This window comes from Reyranella sp. CPCC 100927 (assembly GCF_007859315.1).
Classification (GTDB): Bacteria; Pseudomonadota; Alphaproteobacteria; order Reyranellales; family Reyranellaceae; genus Vineibacter.
Genome location: NZ_VOHA01000003.1, coordinates 334,983 through 346,736 on the forward strand (window position 1 = coordinate 334,983; position 11,754 = coordinate 346,736).

The following is an 11,754-nucleotide window of genomic DNA, read 5'->3' on the forward strand; positions in this document are numbered from 1 at the left end:
TTTGCATCCGACGGGGATTATTCATGAGAGTCGCTTTGATCGGCGCTACGGGCAATGTCGGCAGCAAGATCCTGGCCGAGGCGCTCAGCCGCGGACACACGGTCAGCGGTATCGCACGCCATCCGGAGAAGCTCGCGGCTCGCCCGGGCCTGACGGCGGCCAGGGGCGATGTGTCGGATGTCGATGGCCTGGCCCAGTTACTGGCGAACCATGATGCGGTGATCAGCGCGGTCCGTTTCCAGCAGTCGGATCCGAAGGCCCTGGTCGCCGCCGTCACGTCGGCCGGCGTGAGGCGGTACCTGGTCGTGGGCGGCGCCGGCAGCCTTGAGGTGGCACCGGGCGTACAGCTTGTCGACACACCGCAGTTTCCCGCTGCCTACAAAGGTGAAGCGCTGGCCGGCCGGGATTTCCTCGGGGTTCTCCGTGCCGAGGCGGACCTGGACTGGACGTTCCTCTCGCCGTCGGCGGTGATCCAGCCGGGCGAGCGTACCGGCCGGTTCCGGCTCGGGGGCGAGCAGCTGCTGGTCGATGCCCAGGGCAACAGCAGCATTTCGCAGGAGGACTACGCGGTGGCGATGATCGACGAACTGGAGACGCCGCGGCATGTGCGTCAGCGCTTCACCGTCGGCTACTGAAGCGCAGCGCGGGGCGCGCTCCGGCGGCGAAAGAGGTCGATGACCGCCGCGGCATGAAGGGCCCAGAGAATGACGAGGGGCTGAAACGCCAAGCGGACCCAGTAGTACCACGATGCCGCGGGTAGCCCGTCGACGACGACGCCATGGACGGCGTTGCGAATATTGGCCGGAAAGACGCAGACGAAATAGATCGCCAGCATGATGCCGGCGAGGCGGCGTGTCTGTGGCAGCAGCAGGCCGATCGCGCCGGCGATTTCGCACAGACCGGTGAACAGCACGACCGCGTGGGGAAACGGGACGGCCTCTGGCATCATCACCAGATAGCGACCCGGCGTCACAAGATGGTCGACGCCGGCGAAGATCAGGCCCGCGGCCAGTCCCCAGCGCATACGGGCCCGCCAGTCCGCGACGCCGCCAATGCCGATCCGGTCGAGCAGGGCCGCGAGCAAGGTGACCACCACGATCAATCCGAAAAACATCATTGCAGCGTCCCCGGCAGGTCTGATGTTGACATTGGCAACTTCAAGTTAAGTTGTCAATGACAACATTGGAGTCGCAGAGGTACACAGCGCGGCGCGGGGGGCAAAAATTGTGAGGAGGGAGTGCCGGCCAAACGGGCCGGCGATCAGGCTACGAACTGCTTGAACAGCTGGCGCAGATCCTGCGTTTCCTGCGGCGTGATCTCGCCGTCGAGCACGCGCGTTTCCCAGCCCCGCAGTTCCTTCTTTACATGACTGGGTGTGCGCGGGCTGAGCAGAAGCATGAAGAACTGCTCGTAGGGCGACAGGTCACGCTCGCGACGCATGCCCATGGGGCCAAGGCCCGGTGCCGCGGGAGATGGGCTCTCAGCAAACGAAGGCGCTGCAAGCAGGCCCTGCTTTGCCGGCAACTCGCTGCGAAGGACGTCGTCCCAGGTGAACCCGGCGTCGTGGACCATCGCCGTCGCCAGCTTGGCGGCCGCCAGCGCCTCGCCGGCATGCTCGCTGCCGAGAACATCAAGCACTCGGGCGAGCGTTGCCCGGTTGAGTTGGGCCATATTGAGACCCCCTGCCGGATCCGAAGGGGACGGATGATCGGCAATATTCAGAACGCTACACGATGTGGGTCTGTTCCAGGCCCACACCGCAAAATATAGATTTTACATGGGCTTGGCAAGTAGCCCGGTTATGTGGCTTGAAAGGCCCCCGCAGAGTACAGCCCCCCGGGGAACAGCTTGATGTCCGCGCAAACGTCCACGGCCGCCACGGTCAACGCGTTGCCGCCTTATCTTTTCGGCCTCGGGGCGTGGTTCGCGTCCTTCGGGATCGGCATGGTGATGGTGCAATGGATCGTCGCCGAGATCCTGCATCAGCCGGCCGATCGGCTCGGCCTTGTGCAGATGTGCCTGATGGGGCCGTCCATCCTGTTCATGCTGTGGGGTGGCGCCGTCGCCGACCATAGCGACACGCGGCGGCAACTGCTGATCTGCCACGGGCTTGCTGCGCTGCCGTCGCTGGGCCTGGGGGTCCTTGCGGCTACCGGCCATCTCAGCCTGGGCGCCATGATTGTCTACGGGCTGGCGACCGGCACCATCAGCGCCTTTGCGATTCCCGCCCGCGACGGATTGCTGCCACGCGTGACATCGCTACCTATGCCCAAAGCCGTGGCGATGGCGACGGGCGCCCAGTTCCTGTTCCAGCTGGTTGGCATTGCGCTGGCGATCGGCGCCGATGCGATCGGCGCGATGCCATTGCTGCTGCTGCAATCCGGGATCATGTTGGCCGGCGGCATTGCCATATCGCGATTGCCGCCGCAGCCACCGATCGCCCGGGCCCACGGCGCGCCGGTCGGCCTGGCAGCGCTGTGGGACGGCATTCGCGTCGTGCGCGAGTCGCCGCAGATCTGGCCGGTGATCCTGCTGTTGATCGCCGTCGGCCTGTTCTATGTCGCCACCTTCATGGTCGTTCTGCCGATCGCGGTGCGCGATGTCTATGGTGGCGGCTCGGCGCGCCTGGCGCTGGTAAACCTGCTTTTCTGGTGCGGCACCATCGCAGCCAGCTTTGCCATGATGCGCCTGGGCGCCACCATGCGCCGCCGCGGTCGTGCCATCATCTTTTCGCTGAGCTCCGGCATCGTCGTGCTCTTCGCCGTCGCGACCTTGCCGTCGTTTCCGGTGCTGCTGGCATTGATCTTCTGCTGGGGCATGGGGGCGGGCGTGACCATGACGCAGGGCCGCACCATCGTGCAGGTGGCGACGCCGGCCAGTCACCGCAGCCGGGTCCTGGCCCTGTTCCAGCTCGGCTTCATGGGGGGCGCGCCGATCGGTGCGCCGATCGTCGGCGCCATGGCTCGATCGTGGAGCCTGTCGACGGCGATGTGGGTCGCGTGTGCCTGCATGCTGTGCGTTATCGTTGTGGTTGCGGCCCTGTCGACGATCTGGCGCCAGGAATTGCACGCCGTGGAAGGTTGAGCACCGGCCAGGCACGAAGGAGGCGGCCATGCGGATTGCTGTGTTCGGCGCCGGCGCCGTCGGCGGGCATATGGCGGCCCGGCTATCGGCCGCCGGGCACGACGTATCTGTCATCGCGCGCGGCGCCAACCTGGATGCGATCCGGGACAAGGGCATCACCCTGCGCATCGGGGATGGTGTGGTTCATGGCCGCGTTCACGCCAGCGATAATCCCGCCGAGCTTGGTCGACAGGATGTCGTGCTGGTGACGACCAAGGCCAATGCCTTGTCGCCGGCAGCCGAGGCAATCGGCGTCCTGCTGGAGGCCGACACACCGGTGGTGTTCGTACAGAACGGCATTCCCTGGTGGTATGCGCTGCGCCTGACGCGCGGTCGTCCGGCACCACCCGATCTCTCGGCGCTCGATCCCGGCAGCAGGCTTCGCGACGTCATCGGTGAGGCGCGCACGGTCGGTGGGGTCGTCTACTCATCCAACGAAGTGATCGAGCCCGGCGTCATCAGGAACCACACACCCCAGCGCAATAATCTCATTGTCGGGGAGATCGACGACAGGCCCTCGCCACGCGTCGCAATGGTGCGGGCATTGCTGATCGAGGCCGGTGTGGCGTCACCCGACAGCGATGATATCCGCACCAATGTCTGGCAGAAGTTGCTGCGCAACATTTCACGTTCGACCGTTTGCTGCCTGGTCGAGCAGACCATGCGCGATTCGCTGGGCAAGAGCGAAGCCCTGCGCGAGATCGCTAAAGAGGGCACACGCGAGGGACTGAAGGTAGCTGCATGGCACGGTGTCCGCTTCGACTACGACATCGACGCTGACTTCGCTCCCGGCAGCCTGTTCCCGCCACATAAGCCCTCGATCCTGCAGGACTATGAGTTGGGCCGACCCATGGAAGTCGAGGCATTGCTGCGCATGCCGCTGGCCTTTGCGCATGTTGCAAAAGTGCCTACGCCTACGCTCGATGTCCTAGTGGGGCTAATCGCGCACCGGGCAGCCGCCAAGGGTCTTTTCGCTGCCGAAGCGGGAAGGACGAGTACTCAATCACAACGACGTGAGTGACTGCGTCACCATCGCTGTCTCCCGTGATTGCACTGCGCGCGGCAGATGAAATTTTCTTTTCAGAACAGTGTATTCCGGAGTTCGGGCGGCAAGTTCAGAATTGATTTCATTCCGCGTGCGGATGAATAAGCATAAAATTATGGAATTAAATCAATGAACTAGAAAGTTCACTAACGTGAATTATCATGATACTTTTCCGTTCGAAGTGATTAAGACCAAAAGTTCATATTGCCCTCTCAGTACTGGGGAATTGCCATGCAGGCAAATATTCGGGGAACTCTGATATCGATCGCCGCACCAGTATTTCTGGCGGATATCGATCATGCGCGGGCACGGTTGCGTCTGCATGTTCGGCAAGGCGTTGATACAGCGGAGGTGCGGGCGCGAGCCCAGGCTGCGCTCGACCAGGCGGGTCAACCGGTCGAAGTGGTTATCCGGGCGCACCACCTGGGCAACCTTGCCTATCCCCGCTCGCTGGAGCATTGGCTCGACCGATTTCAACTCGGCGAAGTCATCCACGATCCAACCATGATCGTCGCGCGCGCCCGGGCCCTGCTGGCGGCAGCAAAGGCCTGTCGCGATGCGATGGGGCTGCAAGCCCTGGGTGTGTTCTTCGACCCCAGTCGCCGCACGCTGTTCGTGCAGACCCGAACCAGCAAGAGCGGACCGGTGTCCTCGACCCGCGAGTGGGTCAGGCGCATTGTGGATGAAGCGTGGGCCGTTGACGCGGACGTCGCGACGACGTCCGTGTCCAGCATGACGGTGCAGGTGGTCGGCAAGCTGCCGAAGGGCGACCTTGTTCCGGTGGATGCCCGGTCCGCGTCGATCATGCGACGGCTCGGCAATGGGATTCGACGATGGCTGGCGCCCATCGCTCTTGTCCTGGCGGCCACTGCCGCTGGCCCGGTCGCAGCCAAAGTCGACGGTCGGCATTCGCCCGCGGCCGGTTCGCGCGCCACGACCAGCCTCGGCATCTTGTCGGGCCTGTCGGTTTTTGGCGATGGCCAACGCCAGCATGGCCCGGACATCTTTGTGTCGAGCGCACTGAACTCGTTCTTCGGTTCGGCGCGAGGGCAGGGCGTGAAGGTGGCGCAGAGCACGATTCGGCGTGCTGACATACCTGACGTCAATACGGCGGACGGTAATCCGGGCTCCTGACGTATTCACCGGCGAAATCGGTGTAGGCGACGCACGACGTCGGTGCGTCGATGAGGGCTTGCGACTCGAAATTGCTGGTGACCGGGCCTGACCCATGTCCAAGACCTTTTGTGCGCTACCCTTTCAGCACCTCTGTATTGGACCGGAAGGGACAGCACGCGTCTGCTGCGTTGCTCATGATCTGGTGAGCGAGCATGGCGCGCCGATGTCGCTCAACCTTCACTCGATGGACGAGATCTGGAACTCGGCCTACATGCGCGGCGTTCGACGAGGCATGCTCAAAGGCGAGCGAATCTCGGCCTGCGAGGTCTGCTACGAAAGCGAAGCTGCCAGCGGGCAGAGCTACCGGACACACACCGGCCTCGAGCCGATCTCCGGTCGTCGGCAGACCCCGGCGTCGATGGGCAAGTACGGCACCACGTCTGGCTATCGCGTCGATCAACGACCACGCTTCATCAAGCTCGAAATCAGCAATCTCTGCAACCTGAAGTGCCGTATGTGCTACGGCGCGGCAAGTTCACAGATCGAACGCGATCCTGTTCACAGCCGCTGGAGCGGGGGTGTCGAGCCGCTGCATGCGATCTGGCGTGGACGCTCTGCAAGGCTCGGGCCCGAGCCGCGCATCGGGGTTCGTGTCTCAGGAATGTATCCGCACGAATACTACGACAATGCCGTGCGGTCGTGGACCGACGGGCATGCGATTTTCAGCGTCCCGCTGCACGCCGGCACACACCTCGACAGTTTGGAGATCACGTTCCACCGCGCCGGTGTCAAAGGACAGCGATATCAGGTGGTCATCAATGGCCGCCCGGTTGCCAAGGGGGTCCTGCTGAATGCAGAGCATCCCGTGAGCATCGACCTCGACGATATCGAGGGTGGCTCTGAACTGATCGTTGAAGTCCTCAGCAACAAGATCATTGAAAAGGCCGGCGAACCAGAACGCGGTGTCCCGCTCAGCGCCATCGTCTTGCACCGGCACATCCCCGAGACGATGACAGGCGAGACGACCCGGCCGCAATTGCTGTCGCGCCAACTGGGCGGCGAGGGCCCTTGGTACATGGACGACGGCAAGGTCTTCGATGATGTCCTGAAGTCGGTCGATACGCTGGAGCGGCTGTACATCACGGGCGGCGAGCCGCTGATCAACGAACGGGTTGCCGAGATCCTCGAGTACCTGGTCGATACCGGCGCCGCCGGTCGCATCCATCTTGAACTGTCGACAAATTGTACCAGCGTCGATGCGCGCTATATCGAGCGCATCAAGAAGTTTCGCCGCGTCGAACTGCTGCTGAGCCTCGATGCCGTCGGCGATACCTACGAATACATCAGGTATCCGGCGCGGTGGAGCGTGGTCGACGCCAACGTGCGCAAGCTGAAGCATGAGCATGGCCTGGTGTGCAAAGTGCCGCCCGTTGTGCAGGTCTACAACATTCTCGGACTGGTCGATCTCTATCGCTACTGCGATGCGATGGACTTCGAGGTCACGATGAACATCCTGCACATGCCGGACCGGTTGGCGATCCACCACTTGCCCCCGCGAGTCAGAAAGGCAGCGGCCGCCCGGTTGCTCGACTACCACGACACGGACTGTCGTCCTTTCAGTAAGCCTTCGGTGCTCTCGCTGGCGCGCTACCTGGATGGCCTGGATACGCCGTTCAATCGCGATGTCGTGCGAGAACTCATGCTCTTCACCAACGACCTCGATGCCGGCCGAGGGCAGAGCTTCCGCAGAACGCATGCCGAACTTGTGCAGCTTCTGGCTGAAGACGGGTTTGAGTGGACGGACGAAACGCGCTTCGCGGCCGGGGCTCTCAAGATGCGACCGGCGCGCGAGCGTGACTACGCGTGGCTTTGACGGCCACCGTAGGTGACTTGAATCATCGGCCGGCTGCGGACACGGCAGAGGCCGACCAGCGATGGCGGAAGAAGCGATGCGTGTACTGATCTCCTACGACCACAACGTGCCATCCGAACTGATCCGTGATGCCCTGACGGTCGGCAGGGCGTTGATGGAAAAAGGTCATACCGTGGCCTACGTGGTCGGCGATCCAGTCGCGTTCGTCGACTATGCCGGCAGCTGGACGCCGAATGAACTGCATCAGGCTCCCGTGCTCCATCCACCGCCGCATCTGGTCATGAAACGGGCGCCGATCGATGGTTTCGCTGATCTGATGGCGTCATCGGGATTTGAGGACAAGCGGACCCTGATGACACTGGCCTCGATGTGGCATCGGCAGATCGAGGCGTTGAAACCCGATCTCATCATCGGGCTGTGCGCGCCGGTCCTGTGGCTGGTGGGGCCGCACCACGCGCCGACTGTCGCCCTAGGCAACGGCCTCACGTTACCGCCGGTGCTCGGAACATCCTTTCCACGCCTGTCCGTGGATTCCACGCCTCTTGCCGACGAAGAGTTGATGCTGGCCAACGCGAACGCGACGTTGGCCCGTTTCGGGCACGCATCGCTGGCCGCCGTCTCCGACGTCGTCGCCGGGTGTACCTCGATCCTCTACGGCCTGCCGGCGTTCGACCCTTACCTGCAACTGCGTCGCACCGTGACGGCCGGCTTGCTCGGCGAACAGCCGGCGCCGGCTGTTCCACCGGCCGAACAACGCCTGGCGGTGTTTCTTGATGTTCATTGTCCCGGCATTGAAATGATTATCCTGGCGGTCGCCGGGTTCGATCAGATCCCCCTCGATATCTATGTCAGCGGCATCACGCTGAGCATGCGTCGCTTTCTCGAGCAGCAGCCGCACATCACGGTCTGGAGCGAGCATTCGGCGCTGTTGGAGCAGGCCGTCAAGGCGAGTGCGCTGGTGCACCACGGCGTGCAGGACGTCGCACAGCGCGGTGTGTCGCTGGGGCGTCCCCAGCTCCTCATCCCTTGGATGCGGGATCAGGAAATACTGAACTATATAATAGGCTGGATGGCACTTTCGTGGATGAAATCACCTTCCGTGTCCATCGACGAAATGGCCAACACGTTCCGGGATCTGTTGCGCGATCCGTCGCTCAGCGTCGCAGCACAGCATCATGCCCGGCAACTGGCCAATACGGGCATGCCTGATGCGCTGCCCGATATCGTCGAGCGCATCGAAGGGCTCGCCCGGCCGTCGGGGGTCGTTCTGCCGCTCAGTATCCCTGCCGGGAAAGTGCTGACCGTAGCGACCTGATCGTATCCGTCTCACAGCGGCCCGCGTGCGCCATGTCCGTCGATCGTCCACTGGTGACAGCTCTCATCAACACGTACAACTACGGCAGGTATCTGCCGTTTGCCATCAACAGTGTCTTGAACCAGACGTATGGCAATATCGAGATTGTCGTGGTCGACGATGGTTCAACAGACCATACCCGCGAGGTCCTCCCCCAGTACGGCGACAGGATACGCGTCATTCGCACGGAAAACGGCGGCCAGGGCCACACCTTCAATATCGGCATTCCGCAGGCACGCGGCGACCTGATCATGCTGCTGGATGCTGACGATACGTGGCTGCCGACCAAGGTCGAGCGTATGGTTGCCCTGGCGGCGCAGAATCCGACCGCGACACTGCTCTATCATCGCTTCCAGAACGTGGATCGCAAAGGCAACGAGCTCGGTGAGCCGCAGCCGCACACGCTGACGAATGGCGATTACAAGTCCAAGTACCTGCGCTCAGGGGGGACATGGTGGAGTCCCATTACGTCAGTGCTGGTGCTTCGCCCCGAACACGTCAAACGCGCACTTCCGCTTCCCACATATGCGGTTCGCGAAGGCGCCGATACGCTGATTGCCGATTTCTGCGCGGTGTCAGGCGAGATCGCGTCAATTCCCGATACCTTGACGCTGCGGCGTCTGCATGGACTGAACCTCTATGCCGCCGGCCGCGACGACCAGTCCTATCGCTCCCGGGAAATCCGTGAGAGCGACGTGCGTCGTATCGAATGGCGCATGTTTTCGTTGCGGCAGGTGGCTGCGCGTGTCGGCGTCGACCTTCGCATCAATCTTGATCGCAACGAATGGCGCGTGACCAACCTCTACTGGTTGGGGCGGATGTCGCTCCCGAGCGTGCTGTGGGCCAGCCTTCGCTGCCCGGAACACTCGATGAAAGCCCGCTGGAATCGCTTCAAGTGGGTGATGTCCGGCAAGAAGAAATACCGTAACGGCTGAACATTACCGTCTATGCTTCATCCTCGCGGTGGACGTCGTGCACCACGATGCCGGCACCGTCGGGTGGCATGGCAAGCCAGTCCTTGCGCTTGAGCGTGCGCTTGGTGTCCTCATAGCCGCTCTGCCAATGCTCATGCATCGACGTGGCCGAGAACTCGTAGTCCTTGGCGTGCCCTTCATAGGCCTTCTGCTGGTAGATCAGGTGCAGGATGGTGATCTCAGGCAGGTCGGCAAGCTGGTGCTTCAGGTGGCGCTCTTCGTCGGTGAGTTCGGCATCCGGCACCCTGGTCAGGGCACGGTGCAGGCGCATCTTCCAGGTCTGCAGCTGCCGATAGACATCCGTCGTGTAGCGCGTGCGCGATGAGTACATGATGTCCTTGTGACGCCCCATCACGTCCTGCATGTCGCGGGGCAGCGTGCCGCGCGCGCTGAACAGGTCGACCTGGAAGATCAGCGTGTTGATGCAGTCGTCGTGTTCGAGCAGGTGCTGCAACGGCGTGTTCGACACGATGCCACCGTCCCAGAAATGGTCGGTGCCGATCTTCACCATCGGCAGGGCAGGCGGCAATGCGCCACTGGCCATCACGTGCTCTGGCCCGATCACCTCGGTGCGATTGTCGAAATACTTGAAGTTGCCGGACAGCACATTGACGGCTCCGACGGAGAAACGGCAATTCCCCTTGTTGACGAGGTCGAAGTCGACCAGATCGAGCAGCGTCTGGCGCAACGGCTCGCTGTCGTAATAGCTGGTCGCCTGCTTGGCCCCGGCCGGGCTGAACCAGGGGCCCGGCGAGTACGGGCTGAAAAAGCCGGGCTGGCCAAAGGCCATGGTCAGCCAGGAACTGGCGGCGTTGCGGGCGCGGCGGAAGACATCGCCATCGGGCGTGTAGAGCCAGACCTTGCGATCCGTGATGCGATCCCAGAACGCCTGAAGTCGTTCCAGGCGCCGTTCGGGCGGATTGCCGGCAATGATCGCTGAGTTGATGCCGCCGATCGATACGCCCGCCACCCAGTCAGGCTCGATCCCGGCTTCATGCAATGCCTGGTAGACGCCGCCCTGGTAGGCACCGAGAGCGCCGCCGCCTTGCAGTACGAGGGCAATGCGCTGGCATCGCTCGGGCCGCCAGGGTGTGGGCTTGTCGGTTGGCTCGCCAGGGGCGGGGGGAATCGAAACGACGGCGTCCATGGGCAATCGACCTCCGCTTTGCACAACCGCTCAAGAACGGCGCTTCCGTTCGCCGGCGTGCGATAGACGACCAGCGTGTCAAAAGCATGACTGGTACCGTCTGCCAACCAGCGAGTATGCCTTTCACGCCCGTGCCCGTCAGCAACCGGTAAGCCGCAGCGGCTCGGGCGGCGGCTAGCCGTAATTCACGAGTCACCAACGTCACGTACTGGCGATCCTCAGCGGCGATCGGGGAGAGTGCGATGCGCAAACAGGACGTCCTGAAGCTGCCGTCCATGCCGGCGGCTGGGCCGAGCTATCCGGCCGGACCTTATCGCTTCGTCGATCGCGAATACATGGTGATCACCTACGAGACCGATCCGGACATCATTCGCGATCAGTTGCCCGAGCCGCTCGAGCCGATCGATGCGGCTCTCGTTCATTACGAGTGGATCAAGATGCCCGACAGCTCGGGCTTCGGCAGCTACACCGAGTCCGGCCTGGTGATCCCGTGCCGCTGGCGCGATGAGGAGATGAATTTCGTCGCCCAGATGTATCTCGATGATGACCCGCCGATTGCGGCCGGTCGCGAGATCTGGGGCTTCCCCAAAAAGTACGCGCACCCCAAGCTGGAGATCGTCAAGGATACGCTGATCGGTACGTTGGCGTACTCCAACCACCTCGTGGCCATGGGCACCATGGGCTACAAACACGAAACCATGGCCGGCAACGGCGAGCGCACGACACGAACGCTGTCAAAGACGCAGGTCAACCTCAAACTGATTCCCGGCGTCGACGGCAGTCCTGAAATCTGCCAGCTGGTGGCCTACAATCTGACGGACATCACCGTCAAAGGGTCCTGGCTGGGACCCGGTCGCTTGCATCTCGTGCCGCATGTCAATGCGCCGGTCGCCGACCTTCCCGTGCGTCGCATCGTGGGTGCGCATCACTTCATCGCCGATCTGACATTGCCGTACGGACGAGTCGTATTCGATTACAACAAGGACGCCGCGCGCTGAAGCGGCGCGAGAGTCTTCACGACGTCAGCTTGCGGTAAGGCTGGCGTCAGAAAGCCCCAAAATACGGCACTTTTCGTGTTCGTGCGGGCGGATACTTTCATCTGACATTCATACACCGGCGCTA

At 62.7% G+C, this 11,754-nt stretch carries 11 protein-coding genes; 8 read left to right on the top strand and 3 right to left on the bottom strand.

All coding sequences use genetic code 11. The annotated features are described in order from the left end of the window. Positions 1–23: 23 nt before the first annotated feature. Positions 24–635: an NAD(P)-dependent oxidoreductase gene (locus FQU96_RS11060; RefSeq protein ID WP_146541095.1), complete on the top strand. Its 612-nt coding sequence runs from the start codon at positions 24–26 to the stop codon at positions 633–635. Here the strand turns inward: FQU96_RS11060 and FQU96_RS11065 are convergent. Further along, positions 629–1,096 carry a DoxX family protein gene (locus FQU96_RS11065; protein WP_255468008.1) on the bottom strand — a complete coding sequence of 156 codons (468 nt, stop codon included), beginning with the start codon at positions 1,094–1,096 and terminating at the stop codon, positions 629–631. The genes FQU96_RS11060 and FQU96_RS11065 overlap by 7 nt on opposite strands. 164 nt (positions 1,097–1,260) lie before the next feature. Further along, entirely contained in the window at positions 1,261–1,671 is a 411-nt protein-coding gene (locus tag FQU96_RS11070; protein ID WP_146541097.1) for a hypothetical protein, read from the bottom strand. Between the two features lie 180 nt (positions 1,672–1,851). On the opposite strand from FQU96_RS11070, the gene FQU96_RS11075 reads away from it, so the two are divergent. The 6 genes from FQU96_RS11075 to FQU96_RS11100 all read left to right on the top strand — a co-directional run bounded on the left by FQU96_RS11075 (position 1,852) and on the right by FQU96_RS11100 (position 9,446). Beyond that, positions 1,852–3,084 carry an MFS transporter gene (locus tag FQU96_RS11075; RefSeq protein ID WP_146541099.1) on the top strand — a complete coding sequence of 411 codons (1,233 nt, stop codon included), beginning with the start codon at positions 1,852–1,854 and terminating at the stop codon, positions 3,082–3,084. A gap of 40 nt (positions 3,085–3,124) precedes the next feature. After that, positions 3,125–4,144, top strand: a complete 1,020-nt coding sequence (locus FQU96_RS11080) for a ketopantoate reductase family protein (protein ID WP_218574679.1) — start codon at positions 3,125–3,127, stop codon at positions 4,142–4,144. 255 nt (positions 4,145–4,399) lie between these two features. Then, positions 4,400–5,302 (top strand): hypothetical protein, encoded by a 903-nt coding sequence (locus FQU96_RS11085; RefSeq protein ID WP_146541103.1) that lies wholly within the window; start codon positions 4,400–4,402, stop codon positions 5,300–5,302. A gap of 94 nt (positions 5,303–5,396) precedes the next feature. Continuing rightward, positions 5,397–7,157: a radical SAM protein gene (locus FQU96_RS11090; protein ID WP_146541105.1), complete on the top strand. Its 1,761-nt coding sequence runs from the start codon at positions 5,397–5,399 to the stop codon at positions 7,155–7,157. Between the two features lie 76 nt (positions 7,158–7,233). Continuing rightward, positions 7,234–8,472 (top strand): glycosyltransferase family 1 protein, encoded by a 1,239-nt coding sequence (locus FQU96_RS11095; protein WP_146541107.1) that lies wholly within the window; start codon positions 7,234–7,236, stop codon positions 8,470–8,472. A gap of 32 nt (positions 8,473–8,504) precedes the next feature. Further along, positions 8,505–9,446, top strand: a complete 942-nt coding sequence (locus FQU96_RS11100; protein WP_146541109.1) for a glycosyltransferase family 2 protein — start codon at positions 8,505–8,507, stop codon at positions 9,444–9,446. A gap of 10 nt (positions 9,447–9,456) precedes the next feature. On the opposite strand, the gene FQU96_RS11105 is transcribed toward FQU96_RS11100, so the two are convergent. After that, positions 9,457–10,632: a patatin-like phospholipase family protein gene (locus tag FQU96_RS11105; protein ID WP_146541111.1), complete on the bottom strand. Its 1,176-nt coding sequence runs from the start codon at positions 10,630–10,632 to the stop codon at positions 9,457–9,459. A gap of 242 nt (positions 10,633–10,874) precedes the next feature. Between FQU96_RS11105 and FQU96_RS11110 the strand changes: the two genes are divergently transcribed. Next, positions 10,875–11,630 carry an acetoacetate decarboxylase gene (locus FQU96_RS11110; RefSeq protein WP_146541113.1) on the top strand — a complete coding sequence of 252 codons (756 nt, stop codon included), beginning with the start codon at positions 10,875–10,877 and terminating at the stop codon, positions 11,628–11,630. Positions 11,631–11,754 lie beyond the last annotated feature (124 nt).

Bases quoted from the DNA above. Each gene is read 5' to 3' on its own strand.
- FQU96_RS11100 (WP_146541109.1), top strand. From the start codon at position 8,505: ATGTCCGTCGATCGTCCACTGGTGACAGCTCTCATCAACACGTACAAC.
- FQU96_RS11085 (WP_146541103.1), top strand. From the start codon at position 4,400: ATGCAGGCAAATATTCGGGGAACTCTGATATCGATCGCCGCACCAGTA.
- FQU96_RS11090 (WP_146541105.1), top strand. From the start codon at position 5,397: ATGTCCAAGACCTTTTGTGCGCTACCCTTTCAGCACCTCTGTATTGGA.
- FQU96_RS11110 (WP_146541113.1), top strand. From the start codon at position 10,875: ATGCGCAAACAGGACGTCCTGAAGCTGCCGTCCATGCCGGCGGCTGGG.
- FQU96_RS11095 (WP_146541107.1), top strand. From the start codon at position 7,234: ATGCGTGTACTGATCTCCTACGACCACAACGTGCCATCCGAACTGATC.
- FQU96_RS11105 (WP_146541111.1), bottom strand. From the start codon at position 10,632: ATGGACGCCGTCGTTTCGATTCCCCCCGCCCCTGGCGAGCCAACCGAC.
- FQU96_RS11060 (WP_146541095.1), top strand. From the start codon at position 24: ATGAGAGTCGCTTTGATCGGCGCTACGGGCAATGTCGGCAGCAAGATC.
- FQU96_RS11075 (WP_146541099.1), top strand. From the start codon at position 1,852: ATGTCCGCGCAAACGTCCACGGCCGCCACGGTCAACGCGTTGCCGCCT.
- FQU96_RS11070 (WP_146541097.1), bottom strand. From the start codon at position 1,671: ATGGCCCAACTCAACCGGGCAACGCTCGCCCGAGTGCTTGATGTTCTC.